24 protein-coding genes are annotated in these 21,598 nt (G+C 71.0%); 13 read left to right on the top strand and 11 right to left on the bottom strand.

Features of this window, described 5'->3' with window-relative positions; all coding sequences use genetic code 11:
• Positions 1-8: 8 nt before the first annotated feature.
• The 9 genes from ACFQ9V_RS03030 to hemL all read left to right on the top strand — a co-directional run bounded on the left by ACFQ9V_RS03030 (position 9) and on the right by hemL (position 7,097).
• On the top strand, positions 9-308 hold the full coding sequence (locus ACFQ9V_RS03030; protein ID WP_382457695.1) for a hypothetical protein: 300 nt from the start codon (positions 9-11) through the stop codon (positions 306-308).
• A gap of 38 nt (positions 309-346) precedes the next feature.
• Positions 347-757 (top strand): phage holin family protein, encoded by a 411-nt coding sequence (locus ACFQ9V_RS03025; RefSeq protein ID WP_382457694.1) that lies wholly within the window; start codon positions 347-349, stop codon positions 755-757.
• Positions 747-962, top strand: a complete 216-nt coding sequence (locus ACFQ9V_RS03020) for a DUF3618 domain-containing protein (protein ID WP_370055530.1) — start codon at positions 747-749, stop codon at positions 960-962. Before ACFQ9V_RS03025 ends, ACFQ9V_RS03020 begins: the two co-directional genes overlap by 11 nt.
• Positions 963-1,006: 44 nt before the next feature.
• Entirely contained in the window at positions 1,007-1,741 is a 735-nt protein-coding gene (hemQ, locus tag ACFQ9V_RS03015) for a hydrogen peroxide-dependent heme synthase (RefSeq protein WP_382457693.1), read from the top strand.
• Positions 1,738-2,934, top strand: coding sequence for a ferrochelatase (locus ACFQ9V_RS03010; protein ID WP_382457692.1), 1,197 nt, complete (start codon positions 1,738-1,740; stop codon positions 2,932-2,934). Before hemQ ends, ACFQ9V_RS03010 begins: the two co-directional genes overlap by 4 nt.
• A complete protein-coding gene (hemC, locus tag ACFQ9V_RS03005; protein ID WP_382457691.1) occupies positions 2,931-3,929 on the top strand; it encodes a hydroxymethylbilane synthase in 999 nt (332 codons plus the stop codon). Before ACFQ9V_RS03010 ends, hemC begins: the two co-directional genes overlap by 4 nt.
• Positions 3,926-4,723: a uroporphyrinogen-III synthase gene (locus tag ACFQ9V_RS03000; RefSeq protein ID WP_382457690.1), complete on the top strand. Its 798-nt coding sequence runs from the start codon at positions 3,926-3,928 to the stop codon at positions 4,721-4,723. Before hemC ends, ACFQ9V_RS03000 begins: the two co-directional genes overlap by 4 nt.
• A gap of 95 nt (positions 4,724-4,818) precedes the next feature.
• Positions 4,819-5,745 (top strand): porphobilinogen synthase, encoded by a 927-nt coding sequence (gene hemB / locus ACFQ9V_RS02995; protein ID WP_382457689.1) that lies wholly within the window; start codon positions 4,819-4,821, stop codon positions 5,743-5,745.
• Entirely contained in the window at positions 5,733-7,097 is a 1,365-nt protein-coding gene (gene hemL, locus ACFQ9V_RS02990; protein WP_382457688.1) for a glutamate-1-semialdehyde 2,1-aminomutase, read from the top strand. Before hemB ends, hemL begins: the two co-directional genes overlap by 13 nt.
• A 92-nt stretch (positions 7,098-7,189) precedes the next feature.
• On the opposite strand, the gene ACFQ9V_RS02985 is transcribed toward hemL, so the two are convergent.
• The 5 genes from ACFQ9V_RS02985 to ACFQ9V_RS02965 all read right to left on the bottom strand — a co-directional run bounded on the left by ACFQ9V_RS02985 (position 7,190) and on the right by ACFQ9V_RS02965 (position 12,143).
• Entirely contained in the window at positions 7,190-7,426 is a 237-nt protein-coding gene (locus ACFQ9V_RS02985) for a hypothetical protein (RefSeq protein ID WP_382457687.1), read from the bottom strand.
• Between the two features lie 38 nt (positions 7,427-7,464).
• The gene (locus ACFQ9V_RS02980; protein ID WP_382457686.1) at positions 7,465-8,718 is read right to left on the bottom strand and encodes a sugar ABC transporter permease; all 1,254 of its coding nucleotides are present in this window, start codon (positions 8,716-8,718) and stop codon (positions 7,465-7,467) included.
• Positions 8,718-9,554, bottom strand: a complete 837-nt coding sequence (locus ACFQ9V_RS02975) for an ATP-binding cassette domain-containing protein (protein WP_382457928.1) — start codon at positions 9,552-9,554, stop codon at positions 8,718-8,720. Before ACFQ9V_RS02975 ends, ACFQ9V_RS02980 begins: the two co-directional genes overlap by 1 nt.
• A 140-nt stretch (positions 9,555-9,694) precedes the next feature.
• Entirely contained in the window at positions 9,695-10,813 is a 1,119-nt protein-coding gene (locus tag ACFQ9V_RS02970) for a sugar ABC transporter substrate-binding protein (RefSeq protein WP_382457685.1), read from the bottom strand.
• Positions 10,814-10,961: 148 nt separating this feature from the next.
• Entirely contained in the window at positions 10,962-12,143 is a 1,182-nt protein-coding gene (locus ACFQ9V_RS02965) for an ROK family protein (protein ID WP_382457684.1), read from the bottom strand.
• A 149-nt stretch (positions 12,144-12,292) separates the two neighbouring features.
• On the opposite strand from ACFQ9V_RS02965, the gene ACFQ9V_RS02960 reads away from it, so the two are divergent.
• Positions 12,293-12,679 (top strand): hypothetical protein, encoded by a 387-nt coding sequence (locus tag ACFQ9V_RS02960; RefSeq protein WP_382457683.1) that lies wholly within the window; start codon positions 12,293-12,295, stop codon positions 12,677-12,679.
• A gap of 15 nt (positions 12,680-12,694) precedes the next feature.
• Here ACFQ9V_RS02960 and ACFQ9V_RS02955 read toward each other — a convergent pair whose 3' ends face one another.
• Positions 12,695-13,084, bottom strand: a complete 390-nt coding sequence (locus tag ACFQ9V_RS02955; protein ID WP_370055542.1) for a DUF1304 domain-containing protein — start codon at positions 13,082-13,084, stop codon at positions 12,695-12,697.
• Positions 13,085-13,108: 24 nt separating this feature from the next.
• On the opposite strand from ACFQ9V_RS02955, the gene ACFQ9V_RS02950 reads away from it, so the two are divergent.
• Positions 13,109-14,329 (top strand): FAD-dependent oxidoreductase, encoded by a 1,221-nt coding sequence (locus ACFQ9V_RS02950; RefSeq protein ID WP_382457682.1) that lies wholly within the window; start codon positions 13,109-13,111, stop codon positions 14,327-14,329.
• An 8-nt stretch (positions 14,330-14,337) separates the two neighbouring features.
• Here the strand turns inward: ACFQ9V_RS02950 and ACFQ9V_RS02945 are convergent, their stop codons facing one another.
• From ACFQ9V_RS02945 to ACFQ9V_RS02935, 3 genes are read right to left on the bottom strand one after another with little or no spacing between them, the layout of a single operon-like run.
• Positions 14,338-14,718 (bottom strand): DUF1304 domain-containing protein, encoded by a 381-nt coding sequence (locus ACFQ9V_RS02945; RefSeq protein WP_382457681.1) that lies wholly within the window; start codon positions 14,716-14,718, stop codon positions 14,338-14,340.
• A 28-nt stretch (positions 14,719-14,746) separates the two neighbouring features.
• A complete protein-coding gene (locus tag ACFQ9V_RS02940; RefSeq protein WP_382457680.1) occupies positions 14,747-15,769 on the bottom strand; it encodes an MDR family oxidoreductase in 1,023 nt (340 codons plus the stop codon).
• Positions 15,770-15,810: 41 nt separating this feature from the next.
• Positions 15,811-16,587, bottom strand: coding sequence for an isocitrate lyase/phosphoenolpyruvate mutase family protein (locus tag ACFQ9V_RS02935; protein WP_382457679.1), 777 nt, complete (start codon positions 16,585-16,587; stop codon positions 15,811-15,813).
• Positions 16,588-16,632: 45 nt separating this feature from the next.
• Between ACFQ9V_RS02935 and ACFQ9V_RS02930 the strand changes: the two genes are divergently transcribed.
• A complete protein-coding gene (locus ACFQ9V_RS02930) occupies positions 16,633-18,138 on the top strand; it encodes an LssY C-terminal domain-containing protein (protein WP_382457678.1) in 1,506 nt (501 codons plus the stop codon).
• A gap of 16 nt (positions 18,139-18,154) precedes the next feature.
• Here ACFQ9V_RS02930 and ACFQ9V_RS02925 read toward each other — a convergent pair whose 3' ends face one another.
• Both ACFQ9V_RS02925 and ACFQ9V_RS02920 read right to left on the bottom strand, forming a co-directional pair.
• Positions 18,155-19,738: a Na+/H+ antiporter gene (locus ACFQ9V_RS02925; protein WP_382457677.1), complete on the bottom strand. Its 1,584-nt coding sequence runs from the start codon at positions 19,736-19,738 to the stop codon at positions 18,155-18,157.
• 99 nt (positions 19,739-19,837) lie between these two features.
• Entirely contained in the window at positions 19,838-20,725 is an 888-nt protein-coding gene (locus tag ACFQ9V_RS02920) for a rhodanese-related sulfurtransferase (RefSeq protein WP_382457676.1), read from the bottom strand.
• A gap of 81 nt (positions 20,726-20,806) precedes the next feature.
• Between ACFQ9V_RS02920 and ACFQ9V_RS02915 the strand changes: the two genes are divergently transcribed.
• Positions 20,807-21,595, top strand: coding sequence for a polyprenol monophosphomannose synthase (locus ACFQ9V_RS02915; protein ID WP_382457675.1), 789 nt, complete (start codon positions 20,807-20,809; stop codon positions 21,593-21,595).
• Positions 21,596-21,598: the final 3 nt, after the last annotated feature.

Below are 21,598 nucleotides of genomic sequence, written 5' to 3'. Positions count from 1 at the left end.
TTCTCTTCGTGACGGGGGCGGCGGTGGGCTACGTGCTCGGCACGCGCGCCGGTCGCAAGCGTTACGACCAGATGAAGTCGGCAGCCCTCAAGGTCTGGGAGTCGCCTGGGGTGCAAAAGCAGGTGAACGCCGTCGAGGACTTCGTCGCGGAGAAGGTCGGCGAGGCTCCCGAGGCGATTTACATCACGATCAAGAAGGCCGTGGTCCGGGCGAACGATCGCCGCAAGGAGGCTCGCGCCGACTCCCGCACCACGGGGGTGGCCGTCGTCGCCGTCACGCGAGATGATCCTGACGAAGTGATCCGGTAGCGCAGTCAGTACGAGTGTCACGGAAGGGCGGTGAGCCGATGACCGATCGGGAACGTGCCAGGTCGCAGTCGCTCGGTGAGCTGATCGCGTCGCTCCCGCGGCTGCTGATCCAGCTCGTCAAGGCCGAGCTGGCGAACCTGAAGGCCGAGTACGCCGAGAAGGCGAAGTATGCCGGGATCGGCATAGGCCTCTTCGGGGTCGCCGCGGCCTTCCTCTTCTTCGCGCTCGGGGTGCTCGTCGCCGCCGCGATCCTCGGCCTCGCGCTCGTGCTGCCCGGCTGGGCCGCCGCGCTCATCGTCTTCGGCGGCCTCGTGGTCATCGCGGCGATCCTGGTGCTCTTCGGCGTCGGCTCGCTCAAACGGGTGGACGGCGCGGCGCCCAAGGAGACCATCGCCAGCGTCAAGTCCGACATCGACGCCGTGAAGGGGCTGGGCAAGTATGACAACTGACCGAAGCGGCGTCGAGAAGGCCCGCGCCGACCTGGCCGCGACCATCGACGCCATCCAGTACAAGGTCAACGTGCCCGCGCGGGCGTCCGAGCGGTTCCGAAGGCTCCGCGACGACAACCCGCTGGCGCTCGTCGGCCTGGCGGTCGGGGTGGCCGTCGTCGTGGGAGGCGCGGTCTGGGGGATCGTCGCCGCCTCCCGCCGCTGAGCCCTGGTTTTTGCCTTCTCAGCTTTGCGAGGGAGACTGTCGGTATGAGTACCCCGGCTGCCGTTCCGGCAGAGTCGACCGCCCCCGAAGACACCGCCCCCGAAAGCCCCAGCGGCTTCACGCTGTGGGCCGTCCTGCGCCGGGACCCCGCCCGTCCTGACGACCTCGACGGCACCGACGTCCCCAAGGCCGTCCAGGAGCTCGAAGGCGTCATCGCCGACATCGAGCTGCACGGCGTCGTCACCCGCGGACTTTACGACGTGAGCGGCCTCAAGGCCGACGCCGACATCATGATCTGGCTGCACGGCCCGGAGGCCGAGGCCCTGCAGTGGGGTCTCCGCCAGCTCCGCCGCACCCGCCTGTTCACGGCGCTCCTCCCGACGTGGAACGCGATGGGCGTGCACCGCGACGCCGAGTTCAACCGCCAGCACGTCCCGGGCTTCCTGCGCGGCAAGGAGCCGAAGAGCTGGCTGTGCGTCTACCCGTTCGTGCGCAGCTACGAGTGGTACCTGCTGCCCGACGCTGACCGCTCGAAGATGCTCGCGGAGCACGGCCGCAAGGGCGCCGCGTTCCGCGGTGTGCTGGCCAACACGGTCGCGGCCTTCGCCCTCGGCGACTACGAGTGGATCCTGCCGCTGGAGGCCGACGAGCTCACCGACCTGGTCGACGTGATGCGCGACCTCCGCTACACCGAGGCGCGCCGCCATGTGCGCGAAGAGGTCCCGTTCTTCACCGGCCGCCGCATCGAGCCCGCCGAGGTCGTCGAGGTGCTGCAGTGACCAGCGCCGACCTGATCGGGGCGGAGGCCGTTCCCCGAGTGCTCGGCGCGACGGACGCGGCCGCGTCCGGCCCGGAGCACGTGACCGAGCCCGTCGCGTACGACGCGATCCTCCTCGCCGGCTTCGGCGGCCCGGAGGGTCAGGACGACGTCATCCCGTTCCTCCGCAACGTGACCCGCGGCCGCGGCATCCCGGAGGAGCGCCTGGAGGAGGTCGCCCACCACTACCGCCACTTCGGCGGCGTGAGCCCGATCAACGACCAGAACCGCGAGCTGAAGGCCGCGCTGGAGGCCGAGCTCGCCTCGCGCGGCATCGACCTCCCCGTGCTGTGGGGCAACCGCAACTGGGACCCGTACCTGGAGGACGCCCTCGCCGAGGCGCAGGAGCGCGGCCTCACCAAGCTGATCGCCATCGCGACCAGCGCCTACTCCTCCTACTCGAGCTGCCGCCAGTACCGCGAGGACTTCGCCCGCGTGCTGGAGGAGAAGGGGCTGGAGGGCGCCATCCAGATCGACAAGGTGCGCCAGTTCTTCGACCACCCCGGTTTCGTCGAGCCGTTCATCGAGGGCGTCCGCAACGCCGTGGACGAACTGCGCGAGCGCATCCCGGGCATCGACCCGGCGACCGAGATCCGCATCCTCTACTCGACGCACTCCATCCCGTCGACGGACGCCGCCAGGTCCGGCCCCGCCGACCGCGGCTTCGGTGAGGGCGGAGCCTACGCGGCCCAGCACCTCGCCGTCGCGGAGGTCGTCTCGCAGGAGGCCGCCGGCGGCGTCATCGGCTGGGACCTGGTCTACCAGTCCCGCTCGGGCCCGCCGTCGATGCCGTGGCTGGAGCCCGACATCAACGACCGCATCGCCGAGCTCCCGGCGCTCGGTGTCAAGGCCGTGATCATCGTCCCGCTCGGCTTCGTGAGCGACCACATGGAGGTGCTCTGGGACCTCGACAACGAGGCGATGGAGACCAGCGAGGAGAACGGCCTCGTCGCCGTCCGCGTGCCCACCCCCGGCACCCACGCCCGCTACGTGAAGGGCCTGGTCGACCTCGTCCTGGAGCGCCGTGACGGCGTCCCGGTCGAGCAGCGTCCCGCCCTGACCACGCTCGGCCCCTGGTACGACGTGTGCCGCCCTGGCTGCTGCGAGAACGTCCGCCTCGGCTTCAAGCCGGCGGCCGCGGGACTCGCACCGTGAACGGCACGGTGAGCAGGGCCGAGGGCGCGTCCGCGCGCCGCGACGGCGTGCTGCGCATCGGCACACGGGGCAGCGCGCTCGCTGTCGCGCAGACGACCGCCGTCGCCGAGTCGATCGCCCGCGCGACCGGGCTCGACATCGAGCTGGTCACCGTCACCACGCACGGCGACACCTCGCGCGAGTCGCTGTCGGAGCTCGGCGGCACCGGGGTGTTCGCCACCGCGCTGCGGGAGGCCCTCCTGGCCGACGAGTGCGACCTGCTCGTCCACTCGCTCAAGGACCTGCCGACCGCGCCGGCGCCCGGGCTCGTCATCGGCGCGGTGCCCAAGCGGGCGGACGCCCGGGACGCGCTGTGCGCGCGCGACGGCCTCACGCTCGACACGCTGCCGGAGGGCGCGAAGGTGGGCACCGGCTCGCCGCGCCGCGTCGCCCAGGTCAAGTCGGTGCGCCCGGACCTGGACGTCGTGGACATCCGCGGCAACGTGGACACCCGGCTCGGGCGGGTGGCGGAGGGCGACCTCGACGCCGTCGTGCTCGCCGCCGCGGGCCTCGGCCGGCTCGGCCGCCTCGACGCGGTGACCGACTTCTTCGCGCTGTCGCAGGTGCCCACCGCTCCCGGCCAGGGCGCGCTCGCGCTGGAGGTCCGCACGGGTGAGCAGACGGGCCGCGGCGACGTCGCCCGCGCGCTCAAGGCCGTCGACCACGCGACCACGCATGCCTGCGCCTCCGCCGAGCGCGCCGTGCTCGCCGGACTCGAAGCCGGCTGCGCCGCCCCGATCGGCGCGTCCGCGCTGGTCGACGACGGCCTCCTGTTCCTCACCGCCACCGTGTACCGCCCGGACGGGACCGAGCGGCTCACGGCATCCCACGCCGCCACACCGGACTCCTTCAGCCACGCCGACCTCGACGAGGTCGCGCGCGAGGTCGGCGCCCGCGTGGTGGCCGAACTGCTCGGCGCGGGGGCTGCCGACCTGGCCCCGCTCGGGAGCGAATGATGCCCTCCACGCCGTCCTCTCCGAAGCCGCTCGCCGGCTGGCGGGTGCTCGTGCCCCGGGGAGGGCCGTGGGGCGACTCGGTCGCCGCCGACCTCCGCGCCAAGGGGGCGTCGCCGGTCGTGGCCGCGATGATCAACTTCGCGCCGACCGCCGACGCCCCCGCACTGGAGGCCGCCCTGGCGCGGCTCGCTGCCGGCGGCTTCGACTGGGTGACGGTCACCAGCGCCACCACGGTCGACGTGCTGAGCGCCGCCCGCGCTGTCGTCCCGCCCTCCACGCGGATCGCGGCCGTCGGCGAGACCACCGCCGCGGCGCTGGCCGCCGCCGGGTACGCCGTCGACCTCGTCCCGGCGGAGGACAACTCTGCGCGCGGACTGCTCGCCGAGTGGGAGGCCGCGACCGAGGGCGTCGTCCCGCTGCGCATCCTCACCCTCCGCTCCGAGATAGCCAAACCCCTCCTCACCGAGGGGCTGCGCCGTATCGGTCACGACGTGGAGTCCGTGGTCGCGTACCGGACGATCGGCATCCGCGTTACGGAGAACATCGTCTCGGACGTGCGGGACGGCCTCGTCCAGGCCATCCTCGTCACGAGCGGATCGGTGGCCGAGCAGGTGCAGGTGCAGCTCGGCCCGATCCCGGAGACCACCCTCGTCGCGGCCATCGGCCCGCAGACCGCACGGGATGCCAGGGAGTACGGCCTCCGCGTCGACGTGATCGCCGACGAGCGCACGGCAGCCTCCCTCATCGAGGCGGTCGCCGCCGCCGCGACCGCGCACCGGTCCGCCGCCTCCTGAGCGTGCGCGAGCACCCGGCGCTGCGGCGTAGGCTGGGGAGAGTGAGTGAGTTGCATCCCGTCGTACGGCCCCGGCGCCTCCGGCAGTCACCTGCCATGCGCCGTCTGACGGCCGAGACCCGCCTCCACCCGGCCGAGCTGATCCTGCCGCTGTTCGTGCGGGAGGGCGCCTCCGAGCCGCAGCCGATCGGTTCCATGCCCGGCGTCGTGCAGCACAGCCTCGACTCCCTGAAGCGCGCGGCCGTGGAGGCCGCGGAGGCCGGCGTCGGCGGCGTCATGCTCTTCGGCGTCCCGGAGACCCGCGACGCGACCGGCACCGCCGCGACCGACCCGGACGGCATCCTCAACGTCGCCACCCGCGCGCTCGCCTCCGAAGTGGGCGACGCGCTCGTCGTCCAGACCGACCTGTGTCTGGACGAGTTCACCGACCACGGCCACTGCGGCGTGCTCGACGGCGAGGGCCATGTCGACAACGACGCCACGCTGCTGCGCTACCGGGACATGGCCATCGCTCAGGCGGAGGCCGGCTCGCATCTCCTCGGCCTGAGCGGGATGATGGACGGTCAGGTCGCCGCCGTGCGCGATGCGCTCGACGCCGCCGGCCGCATCGACGTCGTCATCCTCGCCTACGCCGCCAAGTACGCGTCCGGCTTCTACGGCCCGTTCCGGGAGGCCGTCGACTCGCAGCTCTCCGGCGACCGCCGCGCCTACCAGCAGGACCCGGCCAACCGCCGCGAGGGCCTGCGCGAGGCGCAGCTCGACCTCGACGAGGGCGCCGACATCCTCATGGTGAAGCCGGCCCTCAGCTACCTCGACGTCCTCAGCGACGTCGCCGCCATCAGCGACGTGCCGGTCTGGGCCTACCAGGTCTCCGGCGAGTACGCGATGGTGGAGGCCGCAGCCGCGAACGGCTGGATCGACCGCGAGCGCGTCATCGAGGAGACCCTGATCGGCACGCGCCGCGCGGGCGCCGACGCCGTGCTCACCTACTGGGCGACCGAGGTCGCGGGATGGCTGCGATGAACAACACTGACTCCCAGGACCTGCAGGGCCTTGCCGACGGCGCCGCGATCGGCGATGTGAACCTCGCCCAGTTCGAGCGTGCGCAGCGCGTGATCCCCGGCGGCGTGAACTCCCCGGTCCGCGCCTTCCGCTCGGTCGGCGGCACCCCGCGGTTCATGGTGTCGGCGCACGGGCCCTACATCGTGGACGCGCAGGGGCGCGAGTACGTCGACCTGGTCGCGTCGTGGGGTCCGGCGATCCTCGGCCACGCGCATCCGGCCGTGATCGACGCCGTGCAGGCAGCTGCCGCGCGGGGGCTCTCGTTCGGCGCCTCCACGCCGGCCGAGACCGAGCTGGCGGAGGCCGTGCTCGGGCGGGTGCCGTTCATCGACAAGCTGCGGCTCGTCTCCACCGGCACCGAGGCCACCATGACCGCGATCCGCCTGGCGCGCGGCTTCACGGGTCGTCCGCTGCTGATCAAGTTCGCCGGTCACTACCACGGCCACTCCGACAGCCTCCTCGCCGAGGCCGGCTCGGGGCTCGCGACGCTGTCGCTGCCCGGCTCCGCGGGCGTCACCGAGGCCACGGCCGCGCAGACCCTCGTCCTCCCGTACAACGACCTGGACGCCGTGCGCGCCGCCTTCGAGGCGAACGGCCCGGACATCGCGGCCGTCATCACCGAGGCCGCCGCCGCGAACATGGGCGTCGTCGCCCCCGACGAGGGCTTCAACGCCGCGCTGACCGACCTCGCCCACGAGTACGGCGCGCTGCTCATCCTCGATGAGGTGCTCACCGGTTTCCGCGTGAGCGACGCGGGTTACTGGGGCCTGGACCGCAGCTACACGCCCGATCTGGTCACCTTCGGCAAGGTCATCGGCGGCGGCATGCCGCTGGCGGCCGTCGGCGGACGCGCGGAGCTCATGGACTTCCTCGCGCCGACCGGCCCGGTCTACCAGGCGGGCACCCTCTCGGGGAACCCGGTCGCGGTCGCCGCCGGCCTCGCCACGCTGGCCCACGCCGACGAGGCCGTCTACGACAGGCTGGACGTCGTGGCCGAGACGCTGTCGGGCGCGGTCTCCGATGCTCTGGCCGCGGAGGGCGTCGCCCACCGCGTGCAGCGTGCGGGCAACCTGTTCAGCTTCGTATTCGGCGACTTCGCGGCCGCGCCGCGGACCTACGCCGAGGTGCTGTCGCAGGAGGCGTTCCGCTACCGGCCGTTCTTCCACGCGATGCTCGACGCGGGCGTCTCATTGCCGCCGAGCGTCTTCGAGGCCTGGTTCGTCACCGCCGCCCACGACGACACCGCCGTCGACCGCATCCTCGCGGCCCTCCCGGCCGCCGCCCGCGCCGCGTCCCAAGCGACGCCCGCCTAACCCGCTACCCACGCACTCCCAACCCCCACCCCCCGAAGGGCACGTTGTTGTCACTTTCGGGCGCGAAAAGCGACAACAACGTGCCCCTCGGCTCAGGTGTCGGCGGGGGAGGGGGTGCGGGAGAGGGATTCGACGTAGGTGTAGGTCGCTGACCGCGGCCAGCCGTCGGCGTCAAGCAGTGCGTAGACGTCGAAGTTGAGCTCCCCGCCGCCACCGGCCGCGCGGCGCAGCGTGCGCGGCGGGATGTCCGACGACGCCCGCACGGTCACCGTCTGCGGGTCCACTCCCGAACGGAGAAGGCGGGCGTGGAAGGTGGTGGTTCGGGTCACCGGTCCACCTTCTCACACCCGCCCGGAGTGCTGTCCCGCTATGCCTGCCCGTGCGATTCGCGCGAGCGGCGGGACAGCGAGTCGATGATCACGGCGAGCAGCAGCACTGCGCCGGTGATCATGAAGCGGTACGACGAGTCGAGGTTCATCAGCGTCAGACCGTTCGAGATGGACTGGATGACCAGGATGCCGAGCAGCGCCGACCAGGCCGATCCACGTCCGCCGAAGAGGCTCGTACCGCCGATGACCGCCGCGGCGATCGCGTTCAGGTTCGTGTCGGTGCCGCCCGATCCGGCGCTGACCGACGCGAGTCGCGCCGCGGCGAGCAGGCCGCCGATCGCCGCGAACGTCGAACACAGGATGAACACGCTGATGAACACCCGGTTCACCTTGATACCGGCACGGCGTGCGGCCTCCACCGAGCCTCCGACGGCGAAGACCGAACGGCCCCACTTCGTGCGCGTCAGGAAGAAGTTCATGATGATGACGAGCACGACGAAGAACAGGAACATCGCACCGGTGCCGCGGTCCGTCGAGAGGTACCAGACGGCGATGCACAGGCCGACCAGGAGCAGCCCCGCCTTGATCAGGACGACGGCCATCGACCCCTCGGACAGCCCGGCGTTGCGACGGCGGACGTTGCGACGCCAGTCGGACCAGAACATCGAGGCCGCGGCGATGACCGCCAGTCCGTACGCCGCCCACGGCGGGAGGAACGTCTGCTGCGCGAAGTTGACGATCCACGAGTTGTAGGGGATGTTGATCGAGCTGTTCGGCCCGAGGATCCAGAGCTGCACGCCCAGGAAGCCCAGCAGGCCGGCCAGCGTGATCACGAAGCTCGGCACGCCGAACCGGGTGAAGAGCTGGCCGTACAGGAAGCCGATCGCCGCGCCCGCCAGGATGGCGACGATCACGGTGAGCGCCAGCGGCCAGTGCAGCTGCGTGAAGCCGACGCCGAGGATGGCCGCGGACACACCGCTCACCGAGCCCACCGACAGGTCGATCTGGCCCAGCAGCAGCACGAGCACGATGCCGATGGAGATCGTCCCGATCGCCGCGCACTGCAGCGTCAGGTTGACCAGGTTGTTGGCGCTGAGGAAGTTCGGGTTGAGGATCTGGAAGACCACCCAGATCACGACGAGCCCGACGACGACCGGCAGGGAGCCGAGGTCGCCGCCGCGCACACGGCGCCCGAAGGCGCGGACCGCGCCGCCGAGCCCCTCCTCGCGGATGAGCCGCTCGTCCTGCAGGTCGGCCGCGACCTGGGCCGGAGTCTCTGGTGCCTTGGTCATCAGTCCTGCTTCCCTTCGCTGTGCTCGACGTGCTCCACGCGCTCCTCGATGCGTTCGGCCCGCTGCGCGACGACGTTGTCGGTGGCGCCCGTGATCGCCGAGATGATCTCTTCGTAGCTGACGTCGGGGACGCGGAAGTCCCCGTTGTTGCGGCCGAGCCGCAGTACGGCGACCCGGTCGGCGACGGCCTGGACGTCCGCCATGTTGTGGCTGATCAGGATGACCCCGAGCCCGCGCTCGCGGAGCCGCTCGATGAGGTTGAGCACCTCGGCGGTCTGCGCGACGCCGAGGGCCGCTGTCGGCTCGTCGAGGATGACGACGCGCGGGTCGCCGATCAGCGAGCGGGCGATCGCGACCGTCTGGCGCTGACCGCCCGAGAGCGACGCGACGGCGATGCGCACCGACGGGATGCGCGCCGAGAGCTGCCGCAGCAGGCTCCACGACCGCTTCTCCATCTCCTCCTCGTCGAGCGTTCCTCGGGTGACCTCCCGTCCGAGGAAGAGATTGGACACGACGTCCAGGTTGTCGCAGAGCGCGAGGTCCTGGAACACCGTGGCGATGCCGAGCCCGCGGGACGCGGACGGCGACGGGATGTGGACGTCCTGGCCGTCGAAGGTGATCGTCCCTGCGTCCTGCGGGTGGACCCCCGCGAGGATCTTGACCAGGGTGGACTTGCCTGCCCCGTTGTCGCCGACGAGCGCGACGACCTCCCCCGGGTACACGTCGAGGTGGATGTCGGTGAGCGCCTGGACGGCACCGAATCCCTTCGACACCCCTCGTAGAGAGAGGATGGGCTCTCGGCTGGACCGCTCCTGGTCGGTGACCGCGGATTCCATCGTCACGGCGTTCTCCTTCGGGCCTGACGCGTCGTGCGCGTGTAGCTGTCGGTGCTTGGGCTAACTGTATGGCGGAACCACCCGGTCCGGGGATGCGGGATTCCGCGCCCCGGGCCGGGTGGCCCCTGGTGGTTCGACGACTACTTGATGCCGTACTTGTCGCACGCCGCCTTGTAGTCCGCGGTGCAGATCATCGCGGCGGAGTTGGGACCGTAGAACTGGTCCTTCACGACCGTGGACTCGATGTTGTCCGTGGTCACCGCGACCGGGGTCAGCAGGATGGACGCGATCTTCGCGCCGCCTGCCGTGGCCACCTGAACGGTCTGCTCGGACGGCTTCTGGCCCTTGGTCAGAGCGATGGCGAGCGTCGCCGCCTGCTCGGCCTCCGGCTTCAGCGCCTTGTAGACGGTCATGTACTGGTCGCCGGCGAGGATCCGCTGGATACCAGCGAGCTCGGCGTCCTGACCGGTGACCGGCGGGAGCGGGCTCACGTTGGCGGCCTTCATAGCGGCGATCGCGCCGCCGCCGGTGCCGTCGTTGGCGGCGTACACAGCCGTGATCTTCTTACCGAACTGCGAAACCTGGCCGGACACCCAGTTCTGGGCCTGGGCCGGGTCCCATCCTGGTGTGTCGTACTCGGCGAGGACCTTGTAGCCGCTGCTGTCGATGACGCTGTGCGCGCCCTTCTTGAACAGCGTGGCGTTGTTGTCGGTCGGCGAGCCGTTGACCATCAGGATGCCGCTGCCGGCGGGGACGCCGTCCTTCTTCAGCTTGTCGACCAGCGCGGTCGCCTGGAGCTGTCCCACCTTCTCGTTGTCGAACGAGATGTAGTAGTTGAGGTCCGGGCTGTTGATCAGGCGGTCGTAGGAGATGACCGGGATGTTCTTGGCCTTGGCCTCTCCGACGATCGACGCGGCGGCCTGCCCGTCGAACGGGTCGAGGACGAGCACCTTGACGCCCTGGGTCAGCATGGACTCGGCCTGCTGCTGCTGCTTGCTGGCGTCGCCGTCAGCGTTCGCGTACAGGACCGTGCAGCCGGAGCAGAGCGACTTGACCTTCGCCTCGAAGTAGGGCTTGTCCGCCGCCTCGTAGCGGGCGGTGACGGAGTCGGGGAGGAGGAGACCGATCTTGGCGTTCGCGGCGCCCGACGCGTTGTTCGTCGAGGTGTTGCCGGAACCGTTCGAACAGGCTGTGAGGGTGAGTGCTGTGGCCAGGATCGCAGCGGACACCATGACCGCTCTCTTGGTGGCGATCTTCATTGAAAAACCTCCGATTCGAAGCCGCCGACGTTGGCGACTGGGTTGAGTGTGTCAGGGGCCGCCGCTTGGCGTCAATACTTGAATTCAAGCTTTCGATAACGGTTCGTCACGGACGGGGGACAACGGGGGACACCGGCTCGTCGCGGTCTCAGACGGCGACGCCGCCGCCCGTGATCGAGATGCTGTCGACCGCGTGGGCGACGGCGCCGAGGGTCGCCGCCCGGACGCCGAGCTGGCCCTGGACGATGTCGGGCATCAGGTCCTCGTTGACGATGATCGAGCGTTCGACCGCGTGACGCATCGGGCCGAGCAGCAGCTCCCCGGCGCGGGCGAGCTCGCCGCCGACGACGACCCGCTCCGGGTCGAGCAGGTTGCAGAGGTTGGCCGTCGCGATCCCGATGTGCCGGCCGGCGTCCGCGATCGCGCGGATGCACCGGGCGTCGCCGGCCATCGCCTGGAGGACGACGTCGCCGAGCTTCAGGCTGCCGAGGTGGTCGCGCAGCTCGTCCAGGACGGCAGGGCCCCCGGCGATGGCCTCCAGGCAGCCGCGGTTGCCGCAGCGGCAGAGCGGGCCGTTCTCCCGGATCGTGGTGTGGCCGAACTCGCCGGCGACGCCGTTGTTCCCGCGGAAGAGCTGGCCGTTGAGCAGCAGGCCGGCGCCGATCCCGTCGCCGACGTCGAGCGTGATCGAGGTGCGCTTGCCGCGGCCGGCGCCGAGCCGTGACTCCGCAAGGGCCGTGAGGTTGGCGGCGTTGTCGATGAAGACCGGGCGCTTCACCCGGCGCTCCAGGGCATCCGCGATCACGACGCCGTCCCAGCCCCGCATGATTCCGCTGCGCGCGATCGTGCCGGTGGCCCTGTCGAGCGGCGCCGGCACCGCGAGGCCGACCGCCAGCACCTCGTCGCGGGACGCGTCCACCGAGTCGAGCATGTCGTTCAGCAGCAGCGCGACCTTGTCGAGCTCGTTGTCCGCGCGGTGGTCCTTGGCCAGCGGCATGTGGTTCTCGGCGACGACCGTGTTCGCCACGTCGGCCAGCGCGACGCGCAGGTGCCGGGTGGAGAAGTGGACGCCGACCACGAGCCCGAGCGCGTGCGCGAGGGTGACGTGCTGGGCGCGTCGGCCCGAGCGGATGCTCTGCGCGGTGTGCAGCACGCCGGAGGTGGCGAGCTCCTTGACGATGTTGGAGACCGTGGCGGGGGAGAGCCCCGTCGCACCGGCCAGCTCCACCTGCGTCAGGCCGCCGTGCTTCTTGATGGCGTCGACAATGCGAGCCCGGTTGGCTTCACGAAGTGAAGTCTGCGAGCCCGGAGTTCGCCGCTGCGTTGCCACGACGAGAAGGATACATGCCGCTCGGGCAAGCGGATCATGAGAGTCCTGCCACCGCTGGGCGCCCTCCTTGGCTGCCCTCCAAGCCAACGGTTACGGGTTTGTGAGATTCGCGACCCCCGCCGACCCCGGTCGGCGGGCAGGATAGACCTATGGCCGACCTGCACGTTCACCCCGACCGCCTGGAGATCCGCCTCACCCGGGCCGAGAAGGTGCTCTCCGTGCGTCGGGAGGATCTCGTGATCCCGCGGGAGAGCATCCGCTCGGTCGCGATCACGGAGGACCCGTGGATCTGGATCCGCGGCATCCGCGCTCCGGGAGCCGCCGTCCCGCTCACGCTCTCGGTCGGCACCTGGAAGTTCCACGGCGGCAAGGACTTCCTGCTCATCAAGGGCAAGCAGCGCGCCGCGGTGGTCGTCGACCTCGACGGCGAGGAGTTCTCGCGCGTGATCGTGTCGACGCCGCACGCCGCGAAGCTGGTGGAGGCGCTGCGCGTGGACGTGGGGCAGATCCCGGCCGACGGCGAGATCATCGACTGACCGCCGCCGCGCGGCTCACCCCGCGTGTGCGACCGAGAACAGCACCAGCCCCACCAGCGGCGGCACCCCCTGCAGCAGTGCCGCGCCCCAGAACCGACGCCCCGTCGTGAGCAGCACGATCGCGGCCAGGACCATGCACGCCCCCGTGAAGAACATGATCCCGAAGCCGACGTGTCGCAGGGTCGTCCAGTACAGCACGAGCCCGACCGCCGTGCCGCCCGCGAGGAACAGGTTGTAGAACCCCTGGTTGTAGGCCATCGGCCGCACGACGTCCGCGTCCCGCTGCGTCGTGAGCCCGAACCGACGCCAGACGTTCGGCGACGACCACAGCATGCTCTCCATCGCGAAGAACACGAGGTGCACGACGGCCGCGATCGCGAGGAGGACGGAGCCGAGGATCGTCATGGGGGGAGACTACGCTGCGTGGTGATGGAATCGCTGCAGGCATCCTGCGCCATCTCCGGGGGCGGACCCGCCGGGATGATGCTCGGGCTGATCCTCGCCCGCGCCGGGCTCGACGTGGTCGTGCTGGAGAAGCACGCCGACTTCTTCTGCGACTTCCGCGGCGACACCATCCACCCGTCGACCGTCGGCGTGCTCGGCGAGCTCGGACTGCGAGACGCGTTCCTCGGCCTCCCGCACACCAGCATCCGCACGCTCGACGCCGTCGTCGACGGCACCCGGCTGCATCCCATCGACTTCGGGAGGCTGCCGCCGCCCGACGACTTCCTCGTCCTCGCGCCGCAGTGGGACTTCCTGACCTTCCTGGCCGAGCAGGCCGAGCGGTATCCGAACTTCCGGCTGCTCCTGCGCACCGAGGCGACCGGGCTGATCCGCGACGGCGGCGTGGTGCGGGGGCTCTCCGCGGAGGGACCGGACGGACCCGTGCGGGTGGAGGCCGACCTCACCGTGGCGGCGGACGGCCGCGACTCCGCCCTCCGCGCCGCCGCCGGCCTGCGTCCCCGGCGGTTCGGCGTGCCGATCGACGTCATCTGGTTCCGCCTCCCGAAGCCAGCGCAGACCCAGCCGTCGACGCTCGCCTACCTCGGCGATGGCGCGATGGTGATCACGATCGACCGCGGCGACTACTTCCAGACCGGCCTCGTGATCGCGAAGGGCGGCATCGACGCTCTGCGCTCGGGAGGCCTCTCGGCGTTCCGCTCGGCCGTGGCGGGGGCCGCCCCGTTCCTGCGCGAGCCGCTGGAGACGATCACCGACTGGGAGCCGCTGAAGCTGCTGAGCGTCCAGATCGACCGGCTGCCGCGCTGGTACCGGCACGGCTTCCTCGCCATCGGGGACGCTGCGCACGCGATGTCCCCTGCCTTCGGCGTCGGCGTCAACTACGCCGTCCAGGACGCCGTCGCCACTGCAAACGCGCTCGCCGCACCGCTGCGCGACGGCCCCGTCGACCTCCGCCTCCTCGACGCCGTGCAGCGCCGCCGCCTCCCGCCGGTCGAGTGGATGCAGCGCATCCAGCTCGCCGCCCATCGTGGCATCTCCCGCCCCGGCGCCGGCCCGCTGCTGTCGCGCTCGCCGTCGCCCGCGCTGCGGCTGGCCATCGGCGCGGCCACCCCCGTCGCGCAGCGGCTCACCGCGCGCCTGATCGGGCGCGGCCTCCGTCCCGAGTCGGTCGCGCCCTCCCTGCGCTGAGCGCCGGGCTACGAGAACAGCATGAGCACGATGCCGATCAGCGGCAGGATGCCCTGGATGAGCGCCGGGCGCAGATACCCGCGACCCGTGGTCACGAGCACGACGGACGCCGCGAGCATGCTCCCCATCGTGAAGTAGATGAGCGCCAGCCCCGCCGCGTGCGCCCCCACCCCGAACAGGATCAGCCCGATGATCGCGCCGATCGCGAGGAAGAGGTTGTAGAACCCCTGGTTGTATGCCATCGGCCGCGTGGTGTTCGCCGCCGCCTGATCCGCGACCCCGAACCGCTTCCACACAGCGGGCCGCACCCACCCGACGCTCTCCATGAAGAAGATCCCGACGTGGAGCGCAGCAGCCAGCGTGACGACGACGGTCGCGAGCACGATCATGCGGTCAGCCTAACGGCAGCGAGGCGCATCACGCCCGAACGTCGACCACCGTCCGCCCACGCAGCCTCCCGGCCAGGATGTCCTCCGCCGCCGGGATGGCCTCCGCGAGCGGGACGAACCGCGTCATCGCGGCGAGCGCCTCCTCGTCCAGGTCGGTCGCCAGCCGCCGCCAGGCCGTCTCGCGGAGCGCGGCCGGCGCCTCCACGGAGTTGATCCCGACCAGCGTGACCGCCCGCAGGATGAACGGCATCACGGTCGCCGGAAGGTCGGGGCCCTGCGCGAGCCCGCACGCCGCGACCGTCCCGCCGTACCGGGTCTGCGCGAGCACGTTCGCGAGCGTGTGGCTGCCGACCGAGTCCACGGCTCCCGCCCACTTCTGGCTCTGCAGCGGCCGCCCTTCCAGGGACAGCTCGGCCCGGTCGACGATCGCCGTCGCCCCGAGATCGGTGAGGTAGCCTTCGAGCTCCTCCGGGCGCCCGGTGGAGGCCGTAACCGGATAACCGAGTTTCGCCAGCAAGGCGATGGCGACCGACCCGACCCCGCCCGCCGCTCCCGTGACCAGGACGCTCGATCCGGCTGCATGCACGGCCTCCGGCTCGACCCCGTTGCGCTCCAGCGCGAGTACGGCCAGCATCGCCGTGAACCCCGCGGTCCCGATCGCCGCGGCCTGCTCGGAGCTCAGCGCGTCCGGCACCCGGACCAGCGCGTCCCCCCGCACCCGCGCTCGCTCGGCCAGGCCGCCGTGATGACTCTCCCCGATCCCGTCGCCGTTGAGCACGACCCGGTCGCCCGGCCGCCAGCGCGGATCGTCGGAGGCCTCCACGACGCCCACCAGGTCGATGCCAGGGATGAGCGGCGACACCCGCGCGACCCCCGGCTTCCCGGCGATGGCGAGCCCGTCCTTGAAGTTGAGGTCGGAGAACTCGACGGCGACCGTCACATCCCCGGGCATGAGGAAGGCGTCGGTCAGCCGCCGCACCTCGGCGGTGTGCGCTAGGATGCGCGACCCCTCCTTCTCCTGTTCGATGACGATGGCACGGAAGTCGTTCATTCTTGTCCTTCGGTCGTGGCGACGGGTGGGCGATTCGCGGCTCAGTTCAGCGTCGGGACATCCGCCGGCAGTTCCCCACCCGCGTACAGCTCACCCGCCGTCCGCTGCACGGCGGCGAGCGCCACGCGCTGCGGCCACGGCCCGTACGAGACCCGCGCGACCCCCAGCTCGTGGAGCCGCGCCGGCGGCAGCGAGCCGGGCACCGCGATCACGCTCAGCTTCCGCGCCCCGAGCCCGGCGACGAGCTGCGTCACCGTCTCCTCGTCGAGGCGGCCCGGCACGAAGACGCAGGTCGCACCCTCGTCCAGGAACGCCCGACCGCGCCGGATCGCCTCCTCGGTCTTCTCCGCCGCCGTCGGGTACACGTTCCTGATCCACACGTCCGTGCGCGCGTTGAGCGCGAACGGCACGCCCTCGGCGTCGGCCGCCGCGACGGCCGCCCGCACGTGAGCGACGGCCTCCTCGAACGGGCGCACCTGATCCTCCAGGTTGGCCCCGACCGCGCCGACGCCGATCGCCCGGCGGATCGTCTCGCCCGGGTCGCCGTACCCGGCTTCGAGGTCGGCGCTCACCGGGAGGTCGGTGGTCGCGACGATGCGGCCGACCATGTCCAGCATCAGGTCGAGCGGGATGTTCTCGCCGTCCTCGTACCCGAGTGTCGCCGCGATCGAGTGGCTGGCCGTCGCGAGGGCGCGGGTCTCCGGGAGGGCCGCGATGGCTTTCGCACTGATCGCGTCCCACACATTGACGACCTGCAGCAGTTCGGGGGCGTCGTGGAGGCGGCGCAGCTCGGCGCCGCGTTCCGTGATGGTGGTCATGACGCCACCCTACGACCCGCGCCCGGCGCGCTCTAGGATGAGCGCATGGCGGGTGCCGCTGAGCCGGAGGGGCCGCCGCGAGCGGAGCCCGCGGTGGGCGGGCGAGGGCCGATCGAGCATCCGGCCGCCCTCTCGACCGCTGGCGCGCCCGGTCCGGTCAAGACCCTCTCGGCCACCGGGAGGCGCGTGTCCGTCAACGCCGTCGTCGACAACCTCTTCTTCGTGTTCGGCGGCGTCGCGGCCGTCTGGCTGGCGTTTCTCATCTTCACCGAGAGCTTCTCGTGGGGCTGGTTCCTGCTCCTCTTCTTCGTCGTCTTCTGGATCGTCCTCGCCTACCTGGTGCTTCCGCGCCTGCACCGCATCCTCACCCAGATCTACGTGCCGGACTACTTCATCGGCCGTGCCCGCACCAGCGACGGTCTCCTCGGCGACCCGATCAACCTGGCGCTGCTGGGGTCGGAGGCGCAGCTCGACGAGGCGATGACCCAGGCCGGGTGGACGCGCGCCGACGACGTGACCGCCGCCTCCAGCCGCCGCATCATCACCTCCACAGTGCTGCGGCGCAGCTACGACGAGGCGCCGGTGAGCCCGCTCTTCCTGTTCGGGCACCAGCAGGACGTCGCGTATCAGCAGGAGGTCAAGGGCAATCCGGCCAAGCGCCACCACGTCCGGTTCTGGCGGTGCCCGGAGGGCTGGCTCCTGCCGGGCGGCCACCGCGTCGACTGGCTGGCGGCCGGGACTTTCGACCGCTCGGTGGGCTTCTCGTTGTTCACACTCCAGATCACGCACAAGATCGACGCGAACACGGACATCGAACGCGACCACATCGTCTCCACGCTGACGAGCGCCGACGTCGGCGCGGGGGTCGCGGTGATCCGCGACTTCTCGTCCGGCTATCACGCACGCAACGGCGGCGGCGATGCGATCGAGACCGACGGCGACCTCCCTGTCGTCGACCTGTCGGAAGTGCTGGTGGAGCCCCGCGCCGTCGCGGTCGCCGCGGACGCGGATCAGCGAAGGCTCGCCCGCGTGGAACACCGCCCGGTGCCGACGACACTCGGCTTCCTTCTCATGGTGCTGCGTGTGCTGGCGGGCGTGCTGACCGTGGTGCTCACCGTGCTGGCCTGGCCGCTGTTCATCCGGTCGGAGCTCGTGTCCGCGACCGGCAAAGCACTCACCGCCGCGGAACAGCAGAGCGCCGACTTGGTCTTCGGGATCGCGATGGGCCTGTTCGCGGCGGGCCTGGTGTTCTACTTCGCGATCGCCCTGCTCGTCTTCACGGGGAGCAACTGGGCGCGGATCGTCGCCATGTCGTACAGCGCGCTGCTGATCATCCTGGCCGCGATCGACTTCTTCAACGGCGGCGAGCAGGTCACCCTCCGCACCAACATCCTCGGCCTCCCGCTCGACATCCTGGTGGTGCTCGCGCTGTCGTCCCAGCGCTCACGGCTGTGGGCCCGACGCCCCCGGTTGCGCGAGCGACGCGGAGGGCCCTCCGCCGCGATCGCCACGGAATCGGCCACGGCAGCCCAGCAGCCCGCCACCCAGTAGGGCCCCAACCTCACCTTCACATCAGCTTCTTCCCCTCCGCCCCTCCCGCCTTCAGCGCCGACTCCTCGGCGTCCAGGAAAGCGAGCACCGACCGCACCGCCGGCTCCTGGTATCGCCCTTCGGCCCGTGCTTCGAGGACCGCCTGCCGTTCCGCCACGATCATCGACCGCCGCAGCTTCCGGTACTCCAGCGGAGCAGGGACCTCCGCGTCCGGAACGGGGTTCTCGAGCGCTTCGGAGAGGAACACCGCGTTGACGCGCAGCCGTTCGATCACCCGTTCGTCTTCTTGCCCAGTCACCCGCGACTCCAGGTGCTCCAGCCCGGCCGCCTGCGCCTCGGCGAGCAGCCGCTCCATCTCGCCCGCCTCCTGAGCGAAGTCCGGGGGCGGCAGCTTCAGCCTCCGGATGACCCACGGCAGCGCGAGCCCCTCCAGCAGGGTCGCCACGACAACGACGAACGCCAGGAACTGCAGGAACTCGCGGTGCGGCGTCGACTCCGGCAGCAGGAACACCGCCGCGAGCGTCACCACCCCGCGGATCCCGGCGAACGACACTGCGATGCCGGTCGGCCATGTCCAGCCGCGCTCCCGGAGGCGTTGCGGCCCGTATCGGTACAGCGCGGTCGTGCCGACCATCCAGAGGAACCGCGCCAGAAACAGCGCCAGCAGCACGGCGATGCAGATCCACACCGTCTCGGGAACCGTGATGCCCGAACGGAACGCCGAGTTCAGGATGCTCGACAGCTCCAGCCCGATGAAGAGGAAGACCGCGTTCTCGAGCAGGAACTCGATCGTCCGCCAGTTGATCGTCTCCGCGATCCGGGCCTCCGCGGTCTGGATGGTGGGCGAGCGGTAGCCGAGGTACAGGCCGGCCACGACGACCGACAGGATGCCCGACCCGTGCAGGAACTGCGACGGGATGAACGCCAGGTACGGCGTGATCAGCCCGATGGAGGTGTCCAGCACGGGTGAGCGGAGCTGCTTGCGGATGAGCGAGAGCACCCACCCCACGAGGAGGCCCATCCCGACCCCGACCACGACCGCGATCACGAAGTCTCCGGCGATGGCCCACGGGTTCACGATGCTGACGATCGCGGCGATGCTCGCGTTCAGCGCCACCAGCGCGGTCGCGTCGTTGAGCAGGCTCTCGCCCTCCAGCACGGTGACGAGTCGCCGCGGGAGGTGCACCCGGCCGGCGATCGCCGTCACCGCCACCGTGTCCGTCGGCGCCACCACAGCCCCGAACGCGAAGGCCGCTGCGACCGTGATCGCCGGCACCACCAGCCACGTCGTGAAGCCGACCACGACCACCGTGAACACCACGAGCCCGACCGAGAGCAGGAGGATGCCGTCGCGCCTGGCGCGCACGTCGACGATCGACGTCTGGATGGCCGCCGCGAACAGCAACGGAGGAAGCAGCCCGTAGAGCACCACCTCCGGCTCCAGCGCCACTTGCGGCACCCCGGGGATGAAGGACGCGATCGCGCCCACGACCACCAGCACGACGGGCGCCGACCAGTTGACGCGCCGCGAGAGGCCAGTGACCGTGACCGTGACGACGACGAAGGACACGATCCAGACGATGGTGATGACCGGATCCATGAGGTTCATCTTGGCCGCAACGCGAAACGGCCAGCAATGGTTCCCACGAATCGGTGGAGAACTCGCCGAACCCGGAGTCTGTGGAGGACTACCCTCGCGTCACGCAGCGTGCGCGGCGCACCCCACCACGTCGCACTCCTCGCACACCACCAGCTGCTCCCGGCACGACGGATCGCTGCAGTTCCGCATCCGGTCAGTCGCCGTCCCGCACCCCGCGCAGCGCCCGACCACGGCGGCGTGGTCGGAGAACCGCACCGACCTGCGCCCGTCGAAGACGTACAGCGACCCCTCCCAGAGCCCGTCGTCCCCGAAGCGCTCGCCGTAGCGGACCACGCCGCCGTCGAGCTGGTAGACCTCGCCGAACCCGCGCGAGCGCATCAGCCCCGACAGCACCTCGCAGCGGATGCCGCCGGTGCAGTACGTCACGACCGGCTTGTCTTTGAGGTGGTCGTACCGCCCGCTCTCGAGCTCGGCGACGAACTCGCGGGTCGTCGCCACCTCGGGCACGACCGCTCCGCGGAACCGGCCGATCTCCGCCTCGAACCGGTTGCGTCCGTCGAAGAAGACCACGTCGTCGCGGGATTCCAGGAGCGCGTGCAGCGAATCCGGATCGAGCCGTGAGCCCCCTCCGACGACGCCCGACGCATCCACACGGAGCTCCGCAGGCGCACCGAACGACACGATCTCCTCGCGCACACGCACCGACAGCCGCGGGAAGTCCAGGCTCCTGCCCGACACGTCCAGCCCCGACCCGTCGCTCCACTTCACGTCGAGGTCGTGGAACGCCGCATACTCCTTGGTCTTGCGCAGGTACCGCTTGAGCGCGCCCAGCTCCCCGCCGAGCGTCCCGTTGATGCCGTCCTTCGACAGCAGGATGCGCCCGCGCAGCCCGAGCGCCTCGCACAGATCGCGCTGCCACAACCTCACGGCGTCCGGGTCCGACAAGGGTGCGAAGGCGTAATAGAGGAGGACTTTCGCGACGGGCACCGGGGGATGCTAGCAGCGGCGACTGCGAGAACAGACAGATTCGTTAGTCATCCGTTCAGCGGAATGGACCAGAGTGGTTGTATGCGAACCATCGTCATCCTGCCCACTTATAACGAGCGGGAGAACATCGGACCCGTGGTCGGCCGGATCCGCGCCTCGGCGCCGGAGGTCGACGTGCTCGTGGTCGACGACGGTTCGCCGGACGGCACGGGCGAGCTCGCGGACGCGCTCGCCGCGACCGACGCCAACGTCAAGGTGCTGCACCGCGCAGGCAAGGAGGGCCTCGGCGCCGCCTACCGGGCCGGGATGGCCTGGGCACTCGACGACGGGTACGACGCGGTGGTCGAGATGGACGCCGACGGCTCGCACCGCCCGGAGGAGCTGCCCTCCCTGCTCGCGGCGCTCCGCCACCTCCCGCAGGGCGATGCGGCGGACGGCGCGGACCTCGTGCTGGGTTCCCGCTGGGTCCCGGGCGGCGGCGTGGTCAACTGGCCCGCGCGCCGACGGTTCCTGTCCAAGGGCGGCAGCACGTACTCCCGCTTCTGGCTGGGCGTCCCGGCGAAGGACGTGACCGGCGGCTACCGCGCCTTCACCGCCGACGCGCTCCGCCGCATCCACTTCGAGAACGTCGAGAGCCAGGGCTACTGCTTCCAGATCGACATGCTGCGCCGCGCATACGACGCCGGCCTCAGCGTCGTGGAGGTGCCGATCACGTTCGTCGAGCGCGAGCACGGTGTCTCCAAGATGAGCGGGGGCATCGTCGCCGAGGCCATGCTGCGCGTGACCGGCTGGGGGATCGTCGGGCTTCCGCGCCGCTTCCGCCGGCGTCCCGTCCCCGCGACCGTGACGGAGACGACGCAGCAGGCGTAGCGT

The sequence above is a fragment of the Leifsonia sp. NPDC056665 genome, assembly GCF_042791795.1.
In the GTDB taxonomy this organism is placed as follows: domain Bacteria; phylum Actinomycetota; class Actinomycetes; order Actinomycetales; family Microbacteriaceae; genus Leifsonia.
The sequence above is the reverse complement of the archived record's forward strand: the minus strand, read 5'-3'. Positions and strand labels throughout refer to the sequence as shown.

Coding starts and splice junctions, on each gene's coding strand:
- ACFQ9V_RS03025 (WP_382457694.1), top strand. CDS start 347: ATGACCGATCGGGAACGTGCCAGGTCGCAGTCGCTCGGTGAGCTGATC.
- ACFQ9V_RS03020 (WP_370055530.1), top strand. CDS start 747: ATGACAACTGACCGAAGCGGCGTCGAGAAGGCCCGCGCCGACCTGGCC.
- hemQ (WP_382457693.1), top strand. CDS start 1,007: ATGAGTACCCCGGCTGCCGTTCCGGCAGAGTCGACCGCCCCCGAAGAC.
- ACFQ9V_RS03000 (WP_382457690.1), top strand. CDS start 3,926: ATGATGCCCTCCACGCCGTCCTCTCCGAAGCCGCTCGCCGGCTGGCGG.
- hemB (WP_382457689.1), top strand. CDS start 4,819: ATGCGCCGTCTGACGGCCGAGACCCGCCTCCACCCGGCCGAGCTGATC.
- hemL (WP_382457688.1), top strand. CDS start 5,733: ATGGCTGCGATGAACAACACTGACTCCCAGGACCTGCAGGGCCTTGCC.
- ACFQ9V_RS02980 (WP_382457686.1), bottom strand. CDS start 8,718: ATGACCAAGGCACCAGAGACTCCGGCCCAGGTCGCGGCCGACCTGCAG.
- ACFQ9V_RS02975 (WP_382457928.1), bottom strand. CDS start 9,554: ATGGAATCCGCGGTCACCGACCAGGAGCGGTCCAGCCGAGAGCCCATC.
- ACFQ9V_RS02970 (WP_382457685.1), bottom strand. CDS start 10,813: ATGAAGATCGCCACCAAGAGAGCGGTCATGGTGTCCGCTGCGATCCTG.
- ACFQ9V_RS02960 (WP_382457683.1), top strand. CDS start 12,293: ATGGCCGACCTGCACGTTCACCCCGACCGCCTGGAGATCCGCCTCACC.
- ACFQ9V_RS02955 (WP_370055542.1), bottom strand. CDS start 13,084: ATGACGATCCTCGGCTCCGTCCTCCTCGCGATCGCGGCCGTCGTGCAC.
- ACFQ9V_RS02950 (WP_382457682.1), top strand. CDS start 13,109: ATGGAATCGCTGCAGGCATCCTGCGCCATCTCCGGGGGCGGACCCGCC.
- ACFQ9V_RS02945 (WP_382457681.1), bottom strand. CDS start 14,718: ATGATCGTGCTCGCGACCGTCGTCGTCACGCTGGCTGCTGCGCTCCAC.
- ACFQ9V_RS02940 (WP_382457680.1), bottom strand. CDS start 15,769: ATGAACGACTTCCGTGCCATCGTCATCGAACAGGAGAAGGAGGGGTCG.
- ACFQ9V_RS02935 (WP_382457679.1), bottom strand. CDS start 16,587: ATGACCACCATCACGGAACGCGGCGCCGAGCTGCGCCGCCTCCACGAC.
- ACFQ9V_RS02930 (WP_382457678.1), top strand. CDS start 16,633: ATGGCGGGTGCCGCTGAGCCGGAGGGGCCGCCGCGAGCGGAGCCCGCG.
- ACFQ9V_RS02925 (WP_382457677.1), bottom strand. CDS start 19,738: ATGGATCCGGTCATCACCATCGTCTGGATCGTGTCCTTCGTCGTCGTC.
- ACFQ9V_RS02915 (WP_382457675.1), top strand. CDS start 20,807: ATGCGAACCATCGTCATCCTGCCCACTTATAACGAGCGGGAGAACATC.